We start from the raw sequence: 22604 nt of genomic DNA, 5'->3' as shown, positions 1-22604 counted from the left end.
TCCTTGTCCGCCTCGGCGACGTGTCACTGGACAGGCCTACCGGCCGAGTTGCCCGCCGACTCGATGCCCCGCCGCAGCGACGACACGTCGAACGACCAGGCATTGACCCTGATCGGGTTGCCCTTCGGGTACTCGAAGTCCTCCTCGCCGCGGAGGGTGAAACCGACGGTTCTGCAGAGGGCGTTGGACGCCGCATTGTCGATGCGGGGAAATGCGAGCACCTGCTCGCGGTCACCGTGCGTCCCGGCGTACTGAAGGCACGCCCGGAGGGCTTTGGACGCGAAACCTCGACCCTGGAAGGCGGTCGCAACGCTCCAGCCGGTTTCGTACACCTCGGCGCCCGCCCACTCCTTCTTCCAGTAGCCGACAGATCCCACGGGGATATCCTCCGAGGCAGCGTTGATCGTGAACATCCGCGCTTCGCCTTCCTCCCACAGCCGATGGAATTTGGCATGGCGTTTCACAAGCTGTTCGCTCGTTTCGGGACCGCCGAGAAACGTCGTCATCTCCGGCGTATTACCGCGTTCGAGCACCGGCAGGTCATCAGCGGTCCAGGGATACAAAAGGATCGGATCCGTCATAGGCCAACAGTACGAGCACCCACCGACATTCGCGCCCGATCCAACTGATAGGATCGAAGCCCGTGGTGGATAATAAAAACGCGGACAACCTGAACGGCACTACCAAGCACATTTTTGTGACCGGTGGTGTCGTTTCTTCTTTGGGCAAAGGCCTGACAGCGGCCAGCCTCGGCAACCTCCTGACTGCGCGGGGCTTGCGCGTCGTCATGCAGAAACTCGACCCCTACCTCAACGTCGACCCGGGCACGATGAACCCGTTCCAGCACGGTGAAGTCTTCGTGACGGATGACGGCGCCGAGACCGACCTCGACATCGGCCACTACGAGCGCTTCCTCGACATCAACCTCAACCAGGCCGCCAACGTCACCACCGGCCAGATCTACTCGCAGGTGATCGCCCGGGAACGCCGCGGCGAGTACCTCGGCGACACCGTGCAGGTCATCCCGCACATCACCGACGAGATCAAGCGCCGGATGCGCCTGCAGGCCAGCGACGACCCGAAGCCCGACGTGATCATCACCGAGGTCGGCGGCACGGTCGGCGACATCGAGTCGCAGCCCTTCATCGAGGCCGCCCGCCAGGTGCGCCACGAACTCGGCCGCAAGAACGTGTTCTTCGTGCACGTGTCGCTGGTGCCGTTCATGAACGCGTCGGGGGAGCAGAAGACCAAGCCCACCCAGCACTCCGTCGCCGCGCTCCGATCCCTGGGAATCCAGCCCGACGCGCTCGTGCTCCGCAGCGACCGCCCGGTCTCCGACTCGAACAAGCGCAAGATCGCGCTGATGTGCGACGTCGAAGAGAACGCCGTGGTGAACTGCATCGACCTGCCGTCGATCTACGACATCCCGAGCACGCTGCATGACCAGGGCCTCGACGCCTACATTGTCGAGACGCTCGGGCTTCCGGAGTCCACAGTCGACTGGTCGAGCTGGCAGAAGGTGCTCGACGCCGTGCACGAGCCGCGCTACGACGTCAACATCGGCCTGGTCGGCAAGTACATCGACCTGCCCGACGCCTACCTGTCGGTCACCGAGGCCCTGCGTGCCGGCGGTTTCGCTCACCAGGCCAAGGTCAAGATCCACTGGATCGCCTCCGACGAGTGCGAGACCGAAGAAGGCGCCTCACGGCTGCTCGGTGAACTCGACGGCATCTGCATCCCCGGCGGCTTCGGCGTGCGCGGCATCGAGGGCAAGCTCGGCGCGCTGCGCTTCGCCCGCGAGAACGGAATCCCGGTGCTCGGCCTCTGCCTCGGCCTGCAGTGCATGGTGATCGAATACGCCCGCAACAAGGCCGGCCTCGACGGGGCATCCTCCACCGAGTTCGACCCGGAGACCCAGTTCCCGGTGATCGCGACCATGGAGGAGCAGGTGGAGATCATCGCCGGCGGCGACATGGGCGGCACCATGCGCCTGGGGCTCTACTCCGCGAAGCTCGCCGAGGGTTCGCTGGTCGCCGAGCTGTACGGGGCGCCCGAGGCGTCCGAGCGTCACCGTCACCGCTACGAAGTGAACAACTCGTTCCGCGACCAGATCGCCGAGGCCGGCATGTGGTTCTCCGGCACCTCGCCCGACCGGCACCTGGTTGAGTACGTCGAACTCACCCGCGACGAGCACCCGTTCTACGTCGGCACCCAGGCCCACCCGGAGCTGCGCAGCCGGCCGAACCACGCGCATCCGCTGTTCAAGGGACTGATCGGCGCCGCCCTGGACCGCCAGCAGGCCAGCCGCCTGTTCGAGGTGAAGGAAGAAGCGGATGCCTGATCCGTCAGGTTCGCCCGCCGGCGAACTGTTGCGGGATGAGCTCGACGCGGCCCCGGTCACGTCGAGCGAGCTTGCCTTCAAGGGCAAGATCTGGGATGTGCGCCGTGACACCTTCGGGTACAACGGCGCGTCGATCGTGCGCGAATACGTCGACCACACCGGCGCCGTGGCGATCCTGGCGCTCGACGACGAGGACCGGGTGCTGCTGATCAAGCAGTACCGGCACCCGGTGCGGGCGCGGGAGTGGGAGATCCCCGCCGGTCTCCTCGACGTGCACGGCGAGGACCCGGTGCTGGCCGCCAGCCGTGAACTGGCCGAGGAGGCCGACGTCGCCGCCGCCGAATGGAACGTGCTCGCCGAGTTCTACACCTCACCGGGCGGCAACAACGAGGCGATCCGGGTGTACCTGGCCCGCGGGTTGTCGACCATCGAGGACGCCTTCCATCGCACCGACGAGGAAGCCGACATGGAGATCCGCTGGGTGCCGCTGGAGGAACTCGTCGACGCCGTGCTCGAACGAAGGGTACAGAACCCGTCGCTCGTGATCGCCGCACTCGCCGCGCACACCGCCCGGGAACGCGGCTGGACGTCGCTCGCTCCGGCGGACGCGCCGTGGCCGCGGCATCCGTCCAACTGGACTGGCGGGCGCCAACCCGCATGATCATCCAGGCGGCTGTGGACACCTACCTGCGGCACGTCTCGATTGAACGCGGCCTCTCGGCCAACACCGTGGCCGCCTACCGCCGCGACCTCGCCATCTACGCGAACTGGCTCGGCAACAGCGATCTCCACTGGCATGAGCTGGACGACCCGCGCAAGGTCACGCCGGCGCACATCGCCGAGTTCGTGCGCTTCCTCGGCCAGCGTGAGGAATCGCCGTTGGCGGCGTCGTCGATCGCCCGCATCCTCTCCACCGTGCGCGGACTGCACCGGTTCCTGCTCGAGGAGGGCGTTGTCGAAGCGGATGTCGCGCGCGACACCAAACCGCCCAAGCTCGCTTCGAGGCTGCCGAAGGCGATCTCGATCGAGCAGGTGGAGGCACTGCTGGCCGCGACGGACGGCGACAGTGTGCAGCAGCTCCGCGACAAGGCGCTGCTCGAATTGCTCTACGCCACCGGGGCCCGGGTCTCGGAGGTCGTTGGCCTGAACGTCGACGACGTGATCGAGGAGGACGTGGTGCGGCTCCGCGGCAAGGGCGACAAGCAGCGGATCGTTCCGGTCGGCAGCTACGCCCGGGCCGCGCTCGACGCGTACCTGGTGCGGGCCCGGCCGGTGCTGTCGCAGCGCGGGGCGGCGACGCCGGCGCTGTTCCTCGGGGTGCGCGGCCAGCGGGTGAGCCGGCAGAACGCGTGGCTGATCATCCGCTCGGCCGCCGAGCGCGCCGGGCTTGAAATGGAGGTGTCTCCGCACACGCTGCGGCACTCGTTCGCGACGCACCTGCTCGCCGGGGGAGCGGATGTGCGTGTCGTGCAGGAACTGCTCGGCCACTCGTCGGTCGCGACCACCCAGATCTACACCCTCGTCACCGCCGACACCCTCCGCGACATGTACACCACCGCACACCCCCGCGCCCGCTACTAGCCCCCTTCCCCTTCCCCCTTCCCCTTCCCCTTCCCCCTTCCCCTTCCCCTTCCCCTTCCCCCTTCCCCTTCCCCTTCCCCCGAGAACGCACTTGTTGGGTCTAAAAGTGCCTGATAACCCCAACAAATGCGGTTTCGCGGGGTCGGGCGGGCGAATTGCCGGGGCAGCAGAGCGGATGCGTCGGGCCGCGCCGCTAGAATCGACCAAGTGACAGGACGGATCGAGGACATCTCAGTGGCGCGAACGAAAGATGACCGGACACGACTCCCGGGGTTTGAGGACGCCGTCGTCGGCCCGACCGGACGCGCGAAGCAGGACTTCGCCGAACCCGCCAAGTTGAAGAGCCACGGCCCCGCGCGCATCATCTCCCTCTGCAACCAGAAGGGCGGCGTCGGCAAGACGACGACCACCATCAACCTGGGTGCTGCGCTCGCCGGCTACGGCCGCCGCGTGCTGGCCGTCGACTTCGACCCGCAGGGCGCCCTCTCGGCCGGCCTCGGGGTGCCCACCCACGACGTCACCACCATCTACGACCTGCTGCTCAGCCGCTCCAAGGACCCGCTCGAGGCGATCCAGCACACCGGCGTCGAAGGCCTCGACGTGATCCCGGCGAACATCGACCTCTCGGCCGCCGAGGTGCACCTGGTCAACGAGGTCGCCCGCGAGCAGATCCTTGCCGGGGTGCTCCGTAAGGTGTCGTCCGAATACGACGTGATCCTGATCGACTGCCAGCCCTCGCTCGGCATCCTCACCGTGAACGCCCTCACCGCCAGCCACGGCGTGCTGATCCCGCTCGAATGCGAGTTCTTCGCGCTCCGCGGCGTCGCCCTGCTGATCGAGACGATCGAGAAGGTCAAGGACCGCCTCAACCCCGCGATCGAACTCGACGGCATCCTGGCGACCATGTACGACTCCCGCACCCTGCACTCCCGCGAGGTGCTCGAGCGCGTCGTCGACGCCTTCGACGAGCGCGTGCTCGAGACGGTCATCACCCGCACCGTGAAGTTCCCCGACGCCAGCGTTGCCGGCGTGCCGATCACCGAGTTCGCCCCCGAGCACCAGGCCGCGAAGGCGTACAAGGCCCTGGCGCGGGAACTGATCGTCCGTGGCGCTGTCGCCTAGCGCGGCCGGGCAGTTCGACCAGCGAGAAGGCGCCGGCCAGGCGCGAACGGATGCCGCCACCCCGGTGGTCGAGCCTGTCGCGGTGGTCGAGCCTGTCGAGACCCCCGCCAGCCCGGTGGTCGAGCCCACCCCGGTGGTCGAGCCCACCCCGGTGGTCGAGCCTGTCGAGACCCCCGCTCCCCGGCCCGAAGCGTTCTCCGTCGCCCTCAGCAACTTCGAGGGACCGTTCGACCTGCTGCTGTCCCTGATCGGCAAGCACGAGCTCGACATCACCGAGATCTCGCTCAGCCGGGTCACCGACGAGTTCATCTCCTACCTCCGTGGCCTCGACTCAGCCGAGGAACTCGACCAGGCCACCGAATTCCTGGTCGTCGCCGCCACCCTGCTCGACCTCAAGGTCGCCGGACTCCTGCCGCAGGGCGAACTCGTCGACGCCGAGGACGTCGCCCTGCTCGAGGCCCGCGACCTGCTGTTCGCCCGGCTGCTGCAATATCGTGCGTTCAAGGAAGCCTCAGCCTGGTTCCAGGGCCGCATGGACACCGAGACCAGCCGCCATGTGCGCTCGGTGCGCCTCGAGGAGAAGTACCGCCGGCAGACGCCCGAGCTGGTCTGGACCCTCTCCCTGCAGGACTTCGCCGCCCTCGCCGCCCTGGCCTTCACCCCGCGCGAACTCCCGTCCGTCGGACTCGACCACCTGCACGCGCCGCTGGTGAGCATCCGGGAGCAGGCCGCCCTCGTGGTCGCGATGCTGCGGCACGGCGACCCGGTCAACTTCCGCCAGCTGATCGTCGGAGTCGACGAGAAGGGCGTCGTCATCGCCCGTTTCCTGGCCGTGCTCGAGCTCTACCGCCGCGGCGCCATCTCCTTCGACCAGCTCGAACCGCTCGGGGAACTCACCCTGCACTGGAGCGCCGACTCCTGGACGGACGAGAACCTCGCCAACCTCGGAGCCGACTATGACAATTAACGGCGCGACGACGAACGGCGCGACAATTGATCACGTGACCGACGTGACAGAGCAGAAAACGGATGCCCCGGCCGGCCCGCAGACACCGGCCGACGTGGACCGGCAGCTCGAGGCGATCCTCATGGTCGCCGACGAGCCGCAGAGCCTGATCCACCTCGCCACCGCGGTCGACCGCCCGCTGAAGGAGGTCGCCGCGGCGGTGCAGCGCCTGGTCGCCGACTTCGACGGCGAGGGCGTCGGCGGTTCCACGGGGCAGGGCCGGAGCATCCGTCGCGGCTTCGAACTGCGAGAGGTCGCCGGCGGCTGGCGCGTCTACGTGCGCCCGGAGCACGACCCGATCGTCGCCGACTTCGTGCTCACCCAGAACCCGAGCCGGCTCTCCCAGGCCGCCCTCGAAACCCTGGCCGTGATCGCATACAAGCAGCCGATCAGCCGCGGCTCGATTGCCTCAATCCGCGCGGTCAACGTAGACTCCGTGGTTCGCACCCTGCTCGGCCGTGGCCTGATCACCGAAGCATTCACCGACGCCGAGACCGGCGCCATCAACTACGCCACCACCGACCTGCTGCTCACCCAACTGGGAATCAACTCGCTCGATGAGTTGCCGCACATTTCACCGTTGCTCGCCGACGGATCAGACGGATTCGAGGATCTACGATGACTCACCCAGATAACGCGGGCAATTCAGACAACCCGGGCAATTCAGAGAACCCCGACGCCGGCACAACGACTGCCGCAGCCGACGGGGTTCGCCTGCAGAAGGTCATGGCGTCGGCCGGGGTCGCCTCCCGCCGGGTCTCAGAGGACCTGATCACGTCGGGCCGGGTGCGGGTCAACGGCAAGGTCGTCACCGAACTCGGCAGAAGGATCCACCCCGACAGCGACGAGGTCATGGTCGACAACGTCGCCGTGCAGCTGGACACCAGCCGCCGCTACCTGATGCTGAACAAGCCGGTGGGCGTGGTCTCGTCGATGCAGGACGAAAGCGGCCGCCCCGACCTCCGCCAGTTCACCGACCAGTTCGACGAGCGCCTCTTCAACGTGGGCCGTCTCGACGCCCAGACGTCGGGCCTCCTCATCCTCACCAACGACGGCGATCTCGCGCACGTGCTCGCGCACCCGTCATTCGGGGTCGCCAAGACCTACATCGCCCGGGTCGAGGGCCGCGTCTCCGCGCAGACCGTCGCCCGGTTGCAGAGCGGCATCGAACTCGAAGACGGCGAGATCAGGGCGGACAAGGCCCGGGTGCTCGCCGGGCAGTCCGGTGACGGCTCGAGCATGGTCGAGATCACGTTGCACTCCGGCCGCAACCGCATCGTGCGCCGGATGATGGCCGCCGTCGACCACCCGGTGATCGACCTGGTGCGCCGCCAGTTCGGCCCGTTGCACCTCGGCACCCTCCGGGTGGGTGCGGTGCGCGACCTGACTAAAGTAGAACTCGGTGAACTGCTCACCGTCTCGCGGGCGGAACGGGCCGAGCAGGCCCAGCACGCCGCGTCCGCCGAGTCGGGCGAGGCCGCCGAGTAGGCGGACAGGCCCCCAAGTCAGGAGTAACCCCGTGGTCGAAAGCCGTCTGGTCGGACCTGTGCGCGTGGTCGGCGTCGGCCTCCTCGGCACCAGCATCGGCCTGGGGCTGCAGGGCCGCGGCATCGACGTGATCGTCGCCGACGCGTCACCGACGAACCTCAGCATCGCCATCGACTACGGAGCCGGCCGTGCCGCCGCCGCAGAAGACGACCCCCAGCTGATCGTGGTCTGCGTGCCGCCGGACGTGACGGCGGAGATCGTCGCCCGTGAACTCGACGCCTACCCGAACGCGATCGTGACGGATGTCGCCAGCGTCAAGCTCGCGCCGCTGGACGCACTCCGGGCACACGGCGCCGACGTGTCGCGCTACATCGGGTCGCACCCGCTGGCCGGGCGCGAACGCGGCGGGCCGCTCTCCGGCCGGGCCGACCTGTTCATCGGCCGGCCCTGGGTGGTCGCCGCGCACGACGGCATCAGCTACCAGCAGGCCACCGCCATCGACGACCTGATCCTCGACCTCGGCGCGATCCTGGTCGAGATGTCCCCGGAGGAGCACGACCGCGCCGTCGCACTCGTCTCCCACGTGCCACAGGTGGTCTCCACGCTGATGGCGCAACGGTTGACGGATGCCCCGGCATCCGCTTTGAACCTCGCCGGCCAGGGCCTCCGTGACGCCGTGCGGGTCGCCGCCAGCGACCCGGAACTGTGGGTGCAGATCCTCGGCGCCAACGCGGAACCGGTGCGGAAGATCCTGCTCGCCCTCCGCGGCGACCTCGACCGTTTCATCGACGCCCTCGACAACCCGGTGGCGCCCGGCGCCGGCCGGAAGATCGCCGAGGAGATCGCGGCCGGCAACACCGGGGTCGCCCGGCTGCCCGGCAAGCACGGCCAGGATCGCCGCTTCGCCTCCCTCGTCGTCATGGTCGACGACAAGCCCGGCCAACTGGCCCGCCTGTTCAATGAGATCGGCGAGGTCGGGGTCAACCTCGAAGACCTGCGCCTCGAACACTCCCCGGGAGCCCAGATCGGGCTGGCCGAGATTTCCGTACTCCCCGAGGCGGTCGCCCGCCTCACCGAAGAGCTGGCCGCCCGTGGCTGGCGGATTGCTGGTTAACCCATGGGTCGTCACTCCCTCCCGATCGTTGTCGCCATCGACGGGCCTGCCGGCAGCGGCAAGTCCACCGTGAGCAAGGCCGTCGCGCAGAAGCTCGAATACGCATTCCTTGACACCGGCGCCGCCTACCGCGCCCTCGCCTGGCTGATGCTGGAGGAGAAGGTCGACACCGGCAACGTCGACGACGTGCTGGTCGCCGCCCGCCGTGACTTCAGGTACTCCATCGGCACCAACCCGCACGGCTACTTCGTCAAGGTGGGGGAGACCGACGTGACCGACGTCATCCGTCGCCCCGAGGTGACCGCCGCGGTGGCCCCGATCGCCCGCATCCCGGAGGTGCGCGCGCACCTGAGCGAACTGTTCCGCACCATCGCCCGGCAGACCGACCGGCCCGGGATTGTGGTCGAGGGCCGCGACATCACCACGGTGGTCGCGCCCGACGCCGAGGTGCGTATACTGCTCACCGCAGACGAGCAGGTTAGAATGACTAGGCGCTCTGCGGAAATCCCCACCGAATCAGCACAAAAAGTAGCTGACGCGTTGCGAACGAGGGATCAGGCCGACTCCCGGGTCGTCGATTTCATGAGCGCCGCAGACGGTGTGACCACCGTCGACTCCACCCATCTCGACTTCGAGCAGACCGTTGACGCGGTCATCGATGTCATCACGACACGTACCGCGAGGAACTCGCACAATGACTAACGATTCACACGACTCCGCCTCGGCTGAGTTCGACGACACCATCCTCGCACCGGACCCCGAGTTCGCCGCCCGGGTGACGGATGTCGACGACGAGCTGGCCACCCAGCGCGCCGCGGCCCTCCGCACCGGCCTCGACGACTACGAGCTTGACGAGGAAGACTTCGACGTCCTCGACGCCATCACCGAAGACCCCGACGCGATCAAGTACCTGCCGGCGCTGCCGGTCATCGCCATCGTCGGCCGCCCGAACGTGGGCAAGTCGGCGCTGGTCAACCGCATCCTCGGCCGCCGTGAGGCGGTCGTGGAAGACACCCCCGGCGTCACCCGCGACCGCGTCACCTACAAGGGTGAGTGGAACGAACGCCGCTTCAGCCTCGTCGACACCGGCGGCTGGGAGCCCGACGCCAAGGGCATCGACGCCTCCGTCGCCGCGCAGGCCGAGATCGCCATCGACCTCTCCGACGTGGTCATGTTCGTGGTCGACTCCAATGTCGGCCCGACGTCCACCGACGAAGCAGTGGTACGGATGCTGCGCAAGAGCGGCAAGACCACGTTCCTCGTGGCCAACAAGGTCGACGACATCCGCCAGGAGCCGGAAGCGGCGAGCCTGTGGGCGCTCGGCCTCGGCCAGCCGTGGCCGGTTTCCGCGCTGCACGGCCGTGGCGTCGCCGACCTGCTCGACGCGATCCTCGCCGTGCTGCCCCAGGTCTCCGCCGTCGCCAAGCAGGAAGTCGGCGGCCCGCGCCGCGTCGCCCTGCTGGGCCGCCCCAACGTCGGCAAGTCCAGCCTGCTGAACAAGGTGGTGGGGGAGGAGCGCGTTGTCGTCAACGAGCTCGCCGGCACCACCCGCGACCCGGTCGACGAGCAGGTCGAACTCGGCGGCAAGGTGTGGCGTTTCGTCGACACCGCCGGCATCCGTCGTCGGGTTCACCTGGCGCAGGGCGCTGACTTCTACGCGTCCCTCCGCACCAGCGCCGCGCTGGAGAAGGCCGAGGTCGCCGTCGTCCTGATCGACGTGACCGAGGTCATCAGCGAGCAGGACGTGCGCATCATCGACCTCGTGCTCGAGTCGGGCCGTGCGCTCGTGCTCGCGTTCAACAAGTGGGACATGATCGACGACGACCGCCGCCGGTACCTGGAGCGCGAGATCGAGCAGGACCTGGCCCACGTGGCGTGGGCGCCGCGCGTGAACATCTCCGCCAAGACCGGCCGGCACATGGAGAAGCTGGTGCCTGCCCTCGAGATCGCACTCGAGTCGTGGGACACCCGCATCGCCACCGGCAAGTTCAACGCCTTCCTGGCCGAATTGGCCGCGGAGCACCCGCACCCGGTTCGCGGTGGCAAGCAGCCGCGCATCCTGTTCGGCACGCAGGCGTCGACCCGTCCGCCGACGTTCGTCATCTTCACCACCGGCTTCCTCGACCCGGGCTACCGCCGCTTCATCACGCGTCGCCTGCGCGAGACGTACACGTTCGAGGGCAGCCCGATCAACATCAGCATGCGGGTGCGGGAGAAGCGCAAGCGCTAAACCCGCAAGACCGCGCCGGGTGCGGTGGTCGAGCTTCGGTGGTCGAGCCTGTCGAGACCCCCGCCCCCGGTGGTCGAGCTTCGGTGGTCGAGCCTGTCGAGACCCCCGCCCCCGGTGGTCGAGCTTCGGTGGTCGAGCCTGTCGAGACCCCCGCGCGCTCGACACTCTCTCTGGCGCGCCGCGCGTCCCGCCCCCTACTGTGGAGCCACCGAACCTACGAGGAAGTAGAGAGAACGATGAGCGACACCTATCGCGTTGTGGAAGTGGTCGGAACGTCGACCGAGAGCGTCACCGAAGCCATCAAGAGCGGGGTCGAACGGGCCAGCAGGACGCTGCGCCAGCTCGACTGGTTCGAAGTCGGGCAGGTGCGCGGGCAGATCGAGAACGGAACGGTCGCCCACTACCAGGTGAGCATGAAGATCGGGTTCAAGCTCGAGGAGTGAACGCAGAATGGCCGCCTCCCTGTCGGGATGGCGGCCATTCGAACTGCCGTTACTTAGCGGATGCTGGTCGCTGCGGTGTGCGCGTCCGTCACCGTGTCGGTGGAAGCGGGGCTGGCGGTCGTGACCGGCGCGCTGGCCGCGACCGGGGCATCCGTTGTCGAGGTTCCAACGTCGGCCTGGCCGGCCTCGGCGAGGAACAGGTCCTCGTCGGAGAACTCCGGCCTGGTCGGCAGGGCGGCCCGGCGCGCCACAGTGTGGCTGGCCAGCGCGATCATGACGCCGAGGACGCCCGCGCCGATCAGGATGCTGCCCAGGAAGCTCCCGGACTGCGCCTGGAAGTAGGTGCCGTAGTCGGCGGACTGCTTGGCGTAGAAGGCGGCCTGCGCGGCGTTCGACGAGGTGAGGATCACGTAACCGACCACACCGGCGACCACAGCCACCAGCCACAGCAGCGCCAGCGGCAGGTTGAAGTTGGACCGTGCGGCTGAAGATTTCGAAGACATGTTTTCCTTTGCTGTTGCGAACGGACCGTTCCGGACCGGGTTACACCCTAGGCGGCGTTCTTATGCGTTGCCTATGAGCGGGCAGGGCATCCCCCCGGTGGTCGAGACCCGGTAGTCGAGCGCCGGTGGTCGAGCCTGTCGAGACCCCCGGTGGTCGAGCCTGTCGAGACCCCCGGTGGTCGAGCCTGTCGAGACCTCACGCCCCCGCCCCCGCCGACCGTCTCCGCCACCACCGCGCGCCGGCAACCCCGACCGCCGCACCGGCGCCGCCGAACCCGAACAGCACCAGCGCCGGGGTGTCGCTAACGATGCCGACCACCGCCATAATGACCCCGCCCGGTATCATCGCCAGGCTTCCGTACGCGTTCTTCGTCGCGATGGGCAGGTATCCGCTCAACTCCCCGATCAGGTAGTACCCGACGCAGCTCAGCGCGAACCCGCCGATTCCGAGGTTGGTCCAGAGCGCCTCGCCCGTGATCGCGCCAGCACCCGCCGCCGCAACGGATGCCGCGAAGATCACCCCGACGAAGCCCGCCCGCCAACCCATCATGATGACGGCGCCCATGACGCCCGCGATCAGGATCGCGGCCAGGAAGGCGCCCACCATGACCGCGCCGATGTAGTCCTCATACACGGTGTTCAGTGCGGGGGAGACCTCGGTGAACACGCCCCCGATCAGCAGCACGACCGCCACGCCGAGCAGGACCATGGGCAGCCGGGTGGCCAACACGAAGAGCGGATGCCGCGCTACCGCGGGCCCGGACCGCTCGCCCCCGCCGCCCTGCCTCGCGCGCTCCCGCTTGCCCGCCCTGGTCTGTTTCGAGTTGTTCCGCCCCATCCCGCCAACGCTACTGGCAAACGGTGGGCCTCACAGGGTGAGCGCCACGACCGCCCGGTCGCGGGACGGCCGGGACACCAGCTCGAACCCTGCTGCCGTGAACAGGGACAGCGTGCCGTGGTACAGCTCCGCGGAGGGCGCCTTCACCCGGACCGCGGTGTCCACCGGGTAGCCCTCGATCACGCGGGCGCCGAGCTCCCGCGCCTGGTCGACGGCTCCGCGCAGCAGCGCCCCGCCGACTCCCTTCTTGCGGAATCCCACCCGCACCACGAAGCAGGTGACTGCCCAGACGGATGCGTCGTCCGGGTCCTCGCTGCTGCCCTGGGTGGAGACTTTGGCGCGTCGTAACCGCTCATAGTGCGTTTTCGGCTCGACCGCGCACCAGCCCACCGGCTCACCCTCGAGGTAGGCGATCATGCCCGGTGCCGGGTCGTTGGCCCGCACCTGCTGCTGCAGCAGGCCAGCGCACTCGTCGCGGGTCATGGTTTCCCACGCGGCGTTCGGGAGCTTGAAGTACTGGCACCAGCAGGTGGACGGGTCGCCCCGGGTGCCGAATACGGTACGCACGTCGTCCCATGGAACATCCACGACCGAGCGCACCGTCACATCCGTTGTCGTTGGCATGCCGCCACGGTACTCCGCCTGTCCCCGCTGGTCGAGCTAACCCCCGGTGGTCGAGCCCGTCCCGGTGGTCGAGCTTGTCGAGACCACGTGCGCCCTGTCGACACCACGTGCGCCGTGTCGACACCACGTGCGCAATGTCGACACCACGTGCGCACAACGCTTCGCTGGAGGCGGTAAGCTATTCGAGTTGTCTCCTGCAGGTTCCGTTCACCGGATTCGGCATGAGATTACGGGCTGTAGCGCAGCTTGGTAGCGCACCTGACTGGGGGTCAGGGGGTCGCAGGTTCAAATCCTGTCAGCCCGACCAAATGTCCCGGAAACTCAAGGGTTTCCGGGACTTTTTTGGTTAAGAGATTTGATTGTGTCATCACTACGTCATCACTTTCACCGTTTTTCAGCCGCTGAGCCGGCCCTGTCGTCCGAGGCGCCGAGGTCGGTTTCGGTCTTTCCCGATCGTCCGGGATCGTCGTGCACTCCTGTTGGGTATGAGCATCCACGAAGAACACCCAACCTCAACTCCCACCGACGTGTGGGGGATGGAACCCCTGATGGACGTCCACGAGCTGGCGACCTACCTGGGCATACCGATCTCCACCGTCTACGACTGGCGCGTGCACGGCAAAGGCCCCACGGCCTACCGGTTCGGCAAACACCTGAAGTTCGCGATCTCCGATGTGCGGGCCTGGATCGTGCAACAGCGCGAGCCCAGCAGCCCGCCCAGGCGCACCGATCGGCGGTGAGCTGAGATGCCCCGGCAACGATTGACCATCGGCACCTTCGGCGACATCAGCACCCGCACGTCGCCGACCGGCCGGTACCTGGCGCGGACCCGCTACCGCGACTGGGACGGCCACGCGCGCCTGGTCCAGGCCAGCGGCGCCACCGCCAAAGCCGCCGAACGGGCGCTGAAGGCCAAGATCGCCGACCGGGACCTGTTCCAACCCGCCGACACGCCCCTGACGCCCGACAGCCTGTTCAGCAACCTCGTGACGTACTGGTTGGAGGACATCGACCTCGAGGCCCGGATTTCCCGGACCACCCGGAACCTCTACGAGCGCAACATGCGCACCCTCGTCTCACCGGCCTTCGACCACCTCGCGCTGCGGGAGATCGGCGTGGCCCGGTGCGACAAGTTCATCAAGCAACTGGCGAAGCTCTCCTACAATCGCGCCAAACAGGCCCGGGTCGTGCTGCGGCTGGCGCTGGAGCTGGCGGTGCGGCACGAGGTCCTCCCGCGCAACCCGATGGACCATGTCGCCCGGCTGCACCGCGAGCCGCACATCCCCGACGCGCTCACCGCCCCCGAGGTTAACGTGATCCGCGCGGCGATCGCCCAGTGGGAAAGCGCCGCCGGCCACACCTCCGGCCCCAAACCCGACGGCCAGCTCGGAGCGATCGTCGAGGTGATGCTCGGCACCTCAGCCCGGATCGGAGAGGTCCTGGCCATTCGCCGCCGGGACATCGACATCACCAGCCCCGTTCCCTCCATCCGCCTGGCCGGCACCATTGTCAGCCGCAAGGGTGAGCAGACCTTCCGGCAGGACCACCCCAAAACCGCCAAGTCCACTCGCGTCGTCGCCCTGCCCACCTTCACCGCCGACGCGGTCCGCCGGCGGCTCGCCAAGGTCGGGAGCATGGGCCTGGATTCACTGCTGTTCCAGTCCCGGGACGGCACCCCGCTGACCACGGCGAACGTGCGCCGACAGCTGCGACAGGTGCTCGAGGGAGCGGGCATCAACGGGGTGACCCCGCATATGTTCCGCCGCACCGTGGCCACCGCAGTTAACGACAACGCCAGCATCGAACTCGCCGCAGAACTGCTTGGCCACACCGACACCAGGGTCACGGTGATGCACTATATCCAACGCAGCGAACTCGTGAACCCGGCTACCGCGGCGCTCCTCGACCGGGCGTTTGCAAAGGACGAGGACTGAATGCGGTGCTGCCACTGACACATTGGGTTGCTGTGGGCGAAGAGGTGGAAGCCCCACTCTCGAAGCGCGAGGAATAGGATTTCGCCATGGACAGCAGGGAGATCGGCAAGAGCGAAGTCCAGAAACCGGCCACGGGCACAGCGGCACAAGTTAACGCCGCCTGGACACTGCCGGAAGCCATGACAGGCAGAGCAAGCCCCGCGAAAGCGGCGGTCGGCGACAAGCCGGTCTTCGCATACATCTCCAGCTTGCCGCAGCCCCAGCGCGGCATCGCCGAAGCGGTCGATGCACTCGCGGCCAAGACGCTGCCCAATCTCCAGCGCTCCGTGAAGTGGGGCATGGCGTACTACGGCGTCGGCGACGGGTGGTGCTTTAGCTCCGGCGGCTTCGCCGGCCACATTAAGCTCATGTTCATCAATGGCGCGGCGCTCGACCCGGTACCTACGGTGACGCCGGTGGGGATGGGCAAATCAACGCGCGGTGGACGACCTCGACAAAGGCCAGATCACGGCGTGGATGAAACAAGTAACGTCCGGTGCCCGATGTCGGAAGCAGAAAGCATTGAACCCGAGGCTTGCCTGCGAGGCCTGCGAGGCCTGCGAGGCCTGCGAGGCCAGAGGCCGCTGGGATCGCGTGACACACGAGTCGAAGCGTTTCGATGGTTAAGTCGCCCTGAGGGAATCGGGTCGATACTCAATGTGTCGACTGGGTCGTAGACGATGCCGCAAGGTTCTGAGCCGCCCATGGGACGCGTCTCTCGACCGCCCTGTCTAATGCCCACGAGTTGCTGGGATCCAGATGAACGTGCTCGACCTCGTGCGTATCACGCCCCATCATCGGGCCCAATACCGGGCGGGGTAAAGGCGACAATGTCTCAATTCCGTGCGGTCAGAACCGGCTGCTTTCGGGGGAGTGTCCGCAGAAGGTCCGGCTTTTGAAACGGTGTGGCTGGTTGCGATCGACGCTCAGTTCGTCGCCTTCGCGAAGTCAACTCGCCAACAAAGTTGTGTCCGTAGTCCGATGGTGGGACTCCGGAATTAGTCCTTCTCTACTCCGCGCAAATTGGCGTGTCTGGACCTATTCGGCCGGAAGCTAATGGTCGACGACCTGGTTGAGCACTGAATCATACGAGACCGCCATTCCGCTCTCAACGTCCGTGATCGTGAGTTTGTAGGCCGCGCGGTCAGGTGTTGGAAGGTAGCTCAGATGCATGTCCGCGGGCAGTTTCGAGTATGTGGCAGTGGCGGAGGATATTGTTCCGTCCGTGCCGATGGCGAGACCTTCCGGAAGGCCTCCGTGGTCGCGAGAGAAGTTGAGCCCAACACCTAACGCGAAGGTCACGTGTCTCAAGTTGGCGCGGAACTGACCAGCAGGCGCGGTCACGTCAGCGCCTTCGATGGGCGCTACGACACGCGCTCTGGCTCCGTTGCTACGCGACGCATTGTCGATTAGGTGCGGCTCGGCGGGCTGCGTCAGGTTGATTAGCGGTGCCATCGTAGGAACCGCCCGCCGCGGCGCCGACTAGGTCCGTGCTCCTCGCTCTCTCACGTCCCGCTCGTATCGCTGGTGGCGATGAGAGTGCTGACGACAAGGAGGAAGGAGATGATCGGTGCGGTGATAAGGGTGCAGACGGACCTGATGGTGGCGTCGGTAGGACCGAGCTTGAGCCGAGGCTGCCCGATCCAGGCGGAGGATGGGGGCGGTGAAACAGACGCCGCGCCGACGGAGCCTGGTCCAGCACCTACTTACTCCATAGATTTGAGCCCACAGGGCATTCGATCCTTGGAACAGCGAATGCGCGAGCTTCGTGACGAGTTCTTCGAACCCGGCACGCGATCAAACTCCCGGACTATGTCACACAGTCACGGGGCCGATCGCGAACTCTTTCGCACTGGTGATCCGGGGCGATTGAGCTGTTCACTGTTGAATCCTCACGTCCGGGACGACAAGGCAGTCGAGTTGGACGAGGCGTTAGCCCGTGGTGGTAATGATCGCTGCGGCGGTCGTCGCCAGCTCAAGTGCGAGCGTCAGGCCTGGGTCGCGCGAAGTAGGGCCGGTAGATCCCACGGAAGGATCATAGCTTCGACGCTGGGATGCGCGACCCCTCGATCAACAACGACAATGCCCGCAATAGGCCGTCCCTCAAGCTCGACGTCAAATGCGGCGAGTGCTTCAGGCGCGCTTAAATTCGGCGCGAACTCGAGGAACTCTGCATCGCCAAGGCCGGTTGTCGGAACCGATGAAATACGGGCTCGTCGGAAATCCTGCGCGGGATGCCATCGCTTCACGGCAATCCAACGAGCAAGAGCACCGACGGTGAGAACTCCACTAAACATTCCGGAAGCCAAAACCGGGACTTGCGAGTAGTCGTACTCGCGAACTATCGAGAGAAAATCCTCGACGGTGTCGTCCTCCTGAACACTCATGACGACCTGCGGGCCGATCGCGCTGAGAGCGGAGACTGGCTCCATGACCCTCTGCGCGAGAGCATCGAAGTCAGCAACAGTTTCTGGGCGGGGATCGGCGATCGCGACCCCATGGGCGGACGGTTCCCAATGCGCCAGGGCATTTCTAAGGTATCCGTAAGTCGACAGCTGGAGCGCTTGTGCCTCGGTCACCTTCGTTTTGGAACGAAGGTCATCCACCAACCGCTTGAAGGGGTATCCCTCATCCTTCCGGAGCTGTCTGCGCATCCAGCGTTCTAGGTTGGTGAACGTGCGTAGGAAGTGTTCACCGAGGGCCTCTCCATCGTCGAAGCTGTCCTGCGTTGTCATGACCGGCTCTTCTCGTGATGTTGTGTCCTGTGAGCAGAGACTACTGGTGCTAACGCCAATCGAAAATAGGGCCACACTGCAAACTGAAAACAGGGCCGCTGTCGTGCGGCGCTACTGGTGCCGCAGCCACTGTAGCCCCGGCACTAGATGGCGCAGTCTCACTTTGAAGGCGAGGCGGCGCCAGCCACGAACTTCTCCTAGAACGTTCAGCTTGGGCACGACGCTCGGTACGCGCGGAGAATGATCGACCGGCGCAGAATGTGTCCGTTCAACGTCCGGCTTGCGGGCAGGTGGCTGCTGCGTACATGCCCATGCGAACTCGCCCAGAGAGCTTCGGAAACTCAGCTGCACGAGGACCGGTGGAAAACATGCGGTCGGATTGATTGGCAACCGTATAGTTGCTAATATTCAGGAATGGATCCGGTCTTCCGCAGTGCGGACAGTTGTCAATGGCCAATCGCGGTTAAGTCAAGGATCCGAGGGGCACGGTACCCTCGAGGATCGTTGCTGCTTCGGATGCGAATAACCCCACCCAGTCATTTGGCGAATCGTCCGGAGGAATCCTCTGCAGTTTGGATGCCCGCTTCGGCGTGCCCCAAATTGGCTGCCGCGGCAGGCGCGCCCACGCGTCTGTAGCAGTGGTTGCCAGGACATGCGCCTCACGATCGAGCGCATGGTGCGAGGCACCTGAGCTCTGGATGGGCGTAGGGGATCGGCTTCGGCCGGTCCCCTACTCGCTAACGGCACCGCTGAGAGGCAGCGCGAGCCTCCGACGTGACGCGGACAACAAATTGCCACGCCTCTCGCTTGAGGACCGTCTGGAAGCCAGGGTCTCGCCACACTTGTGAGGCACCGTGGCCGAGTGCTACGACAAACTCGCGGCGGCAGGCTGGGCCGAGTCGATGAGGGCCATAAGATCACCTCCTTCCGAGGGTTTGAATAGGTTGTCGGCGCTCGAGCGGATGTGCTCCCGACCGCTCACCGTGCGACTCGCTCTTCGCAAAGTCGTTCAGGCTAAGGGATCCAGAACGTCGCCGTCAAGTTGTGCCAGTCGGGGGGCATTAGGGCGCCTGTGAACCGAGTCGAACACTCGTCTGGCACCGATTGAGCGCCTTCGCGATCTCGACTTGACAGCCCCTGGTCGCAGCGATAGCCTGATCAACTTTGCTTTCGGTGGCCCAAGCCTGCGCTACCGCCGCACGGTCAACTCGCAAGGACCACGCCGACGAACGAATAGCAAGGGAGGTGAACTCATGAGGAAGTATTACGGCGACCAGACCTGCTGGTCTCGTGGAGAGGTGAACGACGCCCGTCTGCACCAGCACTCCGGACCACAGCACGCTTTCGGCGGCTTTGAGAAGGTGAACAACGGGGATGGCTCGTTCTGGATGCGCGAGACGCATCGCTGATCCCTCGACGTCCCGCTCGGCAACATCGGCAAAGGTTGTCGAGCGGGGCGCACGTCCGCCGCCAATTCCAGCGGCGGTTCAATAGCATCAGATCAACAAGACGAAAGGGTTCACCTTGTCAGATCCAATAGGCACAGCCGACCTGACCACGGACGGATCGGCTCGAGGGCGCGCCAACCCCGCTTACGGATCCGACTGGGTAGGGATCGATACGCGCACCATGAAAGCTCGGCGCGAGACGCAGCAGACGCGCGAACGGGAGGCGATCGCTGACGAGACAGCGCGGCTCAGGCGTGACGAAGATGAAGTCCTCGCTGCTGTTGAGGATAACGAAGTCATGGCAGCTCCTGCCACGCCACGTCACGAGCAAAGAAAGCAAACTTCACAGCATCGGGCCCGGCCAATCGCCCTCGTGGAGCGGCTGCACATCCAAAACCTGCGGTCCTTCGCGGGACCGCATGATGTGCCGTTGGCGCCGATCACGCTCATCTATGGCCCAAATTCGGCGGGCAAGTCGACCATCCTCAAAGGCCTCAAGCTGTTCATGCAGGTTATTGACTCGGGACGAAGCGACGCGCTCCACCCCTGGGACGACGCGTTCAAGGAGTCCGCCGCCCGGACGTTGATGACCTACGCAGAACCTGACCCCGATGACCCGACTGGGTTCCAATGGTGCACCCCGCTTGTTTTGGGAATCGACTTCAGAACTCACGACAACAAGCTCGCGCGTGCAGAACTTGGATACGACTTGAACCCGGTAGGTTCGGTCGACTTACACTCCACTGCGATCGGCTTGCTCGACGAGGGTGAACTCTCTCGGAAGAAGTTCACGCCCCAGGACTTCGCCGACGAACGGGAACCGTTTCACCCAGGGGACTTTGGTGAGGTCTTGCTGACACGCTTCATCGTGGAGGAGAGTCGGGCCGGTGCCGAGTGGTCGAGCGAGACGCGACTGGCGGACGCAGAGCTTTTTGCACACGACGACCGCTCACTCCAGGCTGGCCTGTTCGAGATGGCTTTCTTACTGAAGTACCTCGGTCCACATCGTGGCCATCCAGGCCGGGACTACGACCCTGTCAGTGGCGCGTTCAATACGAGCTGGTTTGACATGTACCGCAAGCCGCAACGCGCAGGATTCACCGAATTCGACCTCTTGAATCAGATGCTGGCCCAGCTCGAGATTCCCTACATGTTTGAGCAGGACCCTCTTGCGAAGCTCCGGGAGCCACTCGAACGACTATGGATCATGAGGGACGTCCGATCGGGGGCTCCCGTTGCGCTTGATCAAGTGGGGTACGGAGTCAGCCAGCTCCTACCCGTGATCGATCTGTGCGTCCACGCACAGAAGCAGATCATCTGCGTGGAGGAACCGGAATTGCATCTTCATCCGCGGCTGCAGGCTCGCCTGGGCAACTTGTTCGCGACGGCTGCCGTCGGGCGCGGGAATCAGATCATCGTAGAGACGCACTCGGAGAGCATTCTTCTGCGAACTCGGCGTCTCATCCGCGGGGGGAAGCTTCGTCCGGAAGAGGTGGCAGTGATCTACGTCGACAACACCGGCGAGAGTGGAGTCACCGTCCGTCGACTGCGACTCGGTGAGCGAGGTGAGCTCCTCGACCCGTGGCCGACAGGGTTCTTCGATGATGGACTCGCCGACATCCTAGGTAGCACGTCATGAGCATTCCTGCGACTGTGTTGGTTCCCGTCGCGGTCGATCCCGCCGCTCTTGGTGATCACCCGACCGCCCGGGACGGGCTCATTCATCGGCAGATTGCGAGAACGCTAGAGGCACACGGAATCCTCACCCTGGGGAATCAAGACGGCGACATGCTTCACGCTGCCATCGCTGCACTCGACGCTAACTCCCGAGAAACCTGGGACCTGCTGATCAAAGGCCTGAGCAGCATGAACCGCGTCGACACTGACTTGCGCGGCATGCCCACGGCGAGAGCACTCGATCTCCTCGGTAGTTCGAACGAAACCGCGCAGCTGATCCGGGTGTTCGTCGCGAGCCAGAATGCCGCCGGAGCTAAGCAAGTCGACTACGTTTCGGGATACCGCACGATCAACGGCACGGACATTGTCCTCGCCGCCACCATCGACAAGTCTCCTGCTCTAGTCGACGCACAGAAAGTCGGCAAGTTTCCTCCAGGCACCAACAGGTCGGACGTTGGCGACGGGATCCTGCGACCCGCTGCAGCGCGGTCTGGCAGAGTCATGGTGCTCGATCCGCACTTGTTCGACGACATCCTTGGTACCGCACGTGGATCTCAGCGCGACCACGTGGAGTGGTTGGTCGAAGTCATGGCAAGTAGCCTGCGGCCCGGCTCAAACCTTGTTCTCGTGGCCGATTTTCCAAACGGCCGACGACGGGACAACCGACCGCTCACGATCAACCTAGCGAAGCAGGAGATCGAAGTCGCTGTCCGAAAAGGCCTCGCGCTCAGAACTGAGCAGATAACGGTCGTGGTCACCTTGGTGCAGGGTCCGAAGCGCGAGGTTAAGATGAGCAACAGGTACCTTCACTTCGACTGCGGCGTCGCCTTCGAGGTGTCGCACGACATCCTGCGGTTGGGTAGCCAGACGAACCCGGCACCGGACCATCTGACATTTCGCCGACTGGACCCTTCCGAGACCGAGCACGTGACACGAATCGCGGCAGGGTACACCGGCTACACGCCGGAAACCGCGCGCGTCCAGTGGGCGATGCAGATTCCCTGATCGGCCCACTGCAGTCGACCAACATCTGCGGAGAAGGGGCATGCCTGAGCGGCTGGACGGCTGGACGGCTGCCCGATTGAACCGATCAAAGACACCAGTAGCCGCGCGTTCTGCGGCGTTGCTGGCTGTTGAAACGATCGGCGTTCCCGAAGTCGAGCAGGACGCCGATGGAGGCTCGGTCCCGCACCAATAGTCCCTGAGGCAGTTCCCGTGGAGCGCAACGTGCGCATAGCCGGTGGTGTCCCTCCGGGCTACCAATTGGCGGGGCGTGAGACGTCTCGTAGTCCCACTGCATGTGGGACTGCTGAAGCTCTGGTTCCTGCTTTCAGGCCTTCGGGTTGGCGACTCGAAGGCCACCAACTACCCATCCAAATCATTTCTAACGGACCGGAATTGACCCGGTACGATAGGAGACAGTGAGCCGCCCGGTTCCCTGTAAGGACAAGGGAACCCGCGAGTTTTCGAAGACATTCGAC

The 22604-nt window shown here is 65.7% G+C and carries 23 protein-coding genes and 1 tRNA gene; 18 read left to right on the top strand and 6 right to left on the bottom strand.

Going from position 1 to position 22604, the window contains the following annotated elements:
* Positions 1-23: 23 nt before the first annotated feature.
* Positions 24-581, bottom strand: a complete 558-nt coding sequence (locus AB4Y94_RS05365) for a GNAT family N-acetyltransferase (protein WP_441725765.1) — start codon at positions 579-581, stop codon at positions 24-26.
* Positions 582-646: 65 nt separating this feature from the next.
* On the opposite strand from AB4Y94_RS05365, the gene AB4Y94_RS05360 reads away from it, so the two are divergent.
* The 11 genes from AB4Y94_RS05360 (at position 647) to AB4Y94_RS05310 (ending at position 11325) form a co-directional block, all read left to right on the top strand.
* Positions 647-2341 carry a CTP synthase gene (locus AB4Y94_RS05360; protein WP_441725820.1) on the top strand — a complete coding sequence of 565 codons (1695 nt, stop codon included), beginning with the start codon at positions 647-649 and terminating at the stop codon, positions 2339-2341.
* The gene (locus AB4Y94_RS05355) at positions 2334-3002 is read left to right on the top strand and encodes an NUDIX domain-containing protein (RefSeq protein WP_441725763.1); all 669 of its coding nucleotides are present in this window, start codon (positions 2334-2336) and stop codon (positions 3000-3002) included. The genes AB4Y94_RS05360 and AB4Y94_RS05355 overlap by 8 nt, the downstream gene beginning before the upstream one ends.
* Entirely contained in the window at positions 2999-3922 is a 924-nt protein-coding gene (gene xerD / locus AB4Y94_RS05350; protein WP_441725760.1) for a site-specific tyrosine recombinase XerD, read from the top strand. Before AB4Y94_RS05355 ends, xerD begins: the two co-directional genes overlap by 4 nt.
* A gap of 207 nt (positions 3923-4129) precedes the next feature.
* Positions 4130-5044 (top strand): ParA family protein, encoded by a 915-nt coding sequence (locus AB4Y94_RS05345; RefSeq protein ID WP_441725757.1) that lies wholly within the window; start codon positions 4130-4132, stop codon positions 5042-5044.
* 133 nt (positions 5045-5177) lie between these two features.
* Positions 5178-6011 carry a segregation and condensation protein A gene (locus AB4Y94_RS05340; RefSeq protein ID WP_441725817.1) on the top strand — a complete coding sequence of 278 codons (834 nt, stop codon included), beginning with the start codon at positions 5178-5180 and terminating at the stop codon, positions 6009-6011.
* Entirely contained in the window at positions 6001-6672 is a 672-nt protein-coding gene (scpB, locus tag AB4Y94_RS05335; protein WP_441725754.1) for an SMC-Scp complex subunit ScpB, read from the top strand. Before AB4Y94_RS05340 ends, scpB begins: the two co-directional genes overlap by 11 nt.
* Positions 6669-7538: a pseudouridine synthase gene (locus tag AB4Y94_RS05330; protein ID WP_441725751.1), complete on the top strand. Its 870-nt coding sequence runs from the start codon at positions 6669-6671 to the stop codon at positions 7536-7538. The genes scpB and AB4Y94_RS05330 overlap by 4 nt, the downstream gene beginning before the upstream one ends.
* Before the next feature lie 31 nt (positions 7539-7569).
* Positions 7570-8652, top strand: a complete 1083-nt coding sequence (locus tag AB4Y94_RS05325; protein ID WP_441725749.1) for a prephenate dehydrogenase — start codon at positions 7570-7572, stop codon at positions 8650-8652.
* A gap of 3 nt (positions 8653-8655) precedes the next feature.
* Positions 8656-9354 carry a (d)CMP kinase gene (cmk, locus tag AB4Y94_RS05320; RefSeq protein WP_441725748.1) on the top strand — a complete coding sequence of 233 codons (699 nt, stop codon included), beginning with the start codon at positions 8656-8658 and terminating at the stop codon, positions 9352-9354.
* Positions 9347-10882: a ribosome biogenesis GTPase Der gene (der, locus tag AB4Y94_RS05315; protein WP_441725746.1), complete on the top strand. Its 1536-nt coding sequence runs from the start codon at positions 9347-9349 to the stop codon at positions 10880-10882. The genes cmk and der overlap by 8 nt, the downstream gene beginning before the upstream one ends.
* Positions 10883-11118: 236 nt before the next feature.
* Positions 11119-11325: a dodecin gene (locus AB4Y94_RS05310; RefSeq protein WP_441725743.1), complete on the top strand. Its 207-nt coding sequence runs from the start codon at positions 11119-11121 to the stop codon at positions 11323-11325.
* Positions 11326-11378: 53 nt separating this feature from the next.
* On the opposite strand, the gene AB4Y94_RS05305 is transcribed toward AB4Y94_RS05310, so the two are convergent.
* From AB4Y94_RS05305 to AB4Y94_RS05295, 3 genes are all read right to left on the bottom strand, one after another.
* Positions 11379-11828 (bottom strand): hypothetical protein, encoded by a 450-nt coding sequence (locus AB4Y94_RS05305; protein WP_441725741.1) that lies wholly within the window; start codon positions 11826-11828, stop codon positions 11379-11381.
* Between the two features lie 196 nt (positions 11829-12024).
* On the bottom strand, positions 12025-12666 hold the full coding sequence (locus tag AB4Y94_RS05300) for a hypothetical protein (protein WP_441725738.1): 642 nt from the start codon (positions 12664-12666) through the stop codon (positions 12025-12027).
* A 30-nt stretch (positions 12667-12696) separates the two neighbouring features.
* Positions 12697-13290 (bottom strand): GNAT family N-acetyltransferase, encoded by a 594-nt coding sequence (locus tag AB4Y94_RS05295; protein WP_441725736.1) that lies wholly within the window; start codon positions 13288-13290, stop codon positions 12697-12699.
* A 230-nt stretch (positions 13291-13520) separates the two neighbouring features.
* Here AB4Y94_RS05295 and AB4Y94_RS05290 point away from each other — a divergent pair.
* From AB4Y94_RS05290 to AB4Y94_RS05275, 4 genes are all read left to right on the top strand, one after another.
* Positions 13521-13597: transfer RNA gene (locus AB4Y94_RS05290), tRNA-Pro, on the top strand.
* Positions 13598-13838: 241 nt separating this feature from the next.
* The gene (locus AB4Y94_RS05285) at positions 13839-14030 is read left to right on the top strand and encodes a helix-turn-helix transcriptional regulator (protein WP_441725733.1); all 192 of its coding nucleotides are present in this window, start codon (positions 13839-13841) and stop codon (positions 14028-14030) included.
* 6 nt (positions 14031-14036) lie between these two features.
* A complete protein-coding gene (locus AB4Y94_RS05280; protein WP_441725730.1) occupies positions 14037-15224 on the top strand; it encodes a tyrosine-type recombinase/integrase in 1188 nt (395 codons plus the stop codon).
* Between the two features lie 86 nt (positions 15225-15310).
* Entirely contained in the window at positions 15311-15940 is a 630-nt protein-coding gene (locus AB4Y94_RS05275; protein WP_441725727.1) for a DUF1801 domain-containing protein, read from the top strand.
* Positions 15941-16316: 376 nt separating this feature from the next.
* Here AB4Y94_RS05275 and AB4Y94_RS05270 read toward each other — a convergent pair whose 3' ends face one another.
* Both AB4Y94_RS05270 and AB4Y94_RS05265 read right to left on the bottom strand, forming a co-directional pair.
* A complete protein-coding gene (locus AB4Y94_RS05270) occupies positions 16317-16607 on the bottom strand; it encodes a hypothetical protein (RefSeq protein WP_441725725.1) in 291 nt (96 codons plus the stop codon).
* A 644-nt stretch (positions 16608-17251) separates the two neighbouring features.
* Complete coding sequence (locus tag AB4Y94_RS05265) at positions 17252-17998, bottom strand: CBS domain-containing protein (RefSeq protein ID WP_441725723.1); 747 nt, start codon at positions 17996-17998, stop codon at positions 17252-17254.
* A 1253-nt stretch (positions 17999-19251) separates the two neighbouring features.
* On the opposite strand from AB4Y94_RS05265, the gene AB4Y94_RS05260 reads away from it, so the two are divergent.
* The 3 genes from AB4Y94_RS05260 to AB4Y94_RS05250 all read left to right on the top strand — a co-directional run bounded on the left by AB4Y94_RS05260 (position 19252) and on the right by AB4Y94_RS05250 (position 22128).
* Entirely contained in the window at positions 19252-19407 is a 156-nt protein-coding gene (locus AB4Y94_RS05260; RefSeq protein ID WP_441725720.1) for a hypothetical protein, read from the top strand.
* 220 nt (positions 19408-19627) lie between these two features.
* Positions 19628-21085: an AAA family ATPase gene (locus AB4Y94_RS05255; RefSeq protein ID WP_441725718.1), complete on the top strand. Its 1458-nt coding sequence runs from the start codon at positions 19628-19630 to the stop codon at positions 21083-21085.
* Entirely contained in the window at positions 21082-22128 is a 1047-nt protein-coding gene (locus AB4Y94_RS05250; protein ID WP_441725715.1) for a hypothetical protein, read from the top strand. The genes AB4Y94_RS05255 and AB4Y94_RS05250 overlap by 4 nt, the downstream gene beginning before the upstream one ends.
* Positions 22129-22604: the final 476 nt, after the last annotated feature.

It is taken from the genome of Glaciibacter sp. 2TAF33 (assembly GCF_052114945.1).
Taxonomy (GTDB): domain Bacteria; phylum Actinomycetota; class Actinomycetes; order Actinomycetales; family Microbacteriaceae; genus Cryobacterium.
The sequence above is the reverse complement of the archived record's forward strand: the minus strand, read 5'-3'. Positions and strand labels throughout refer to the sequence as shown.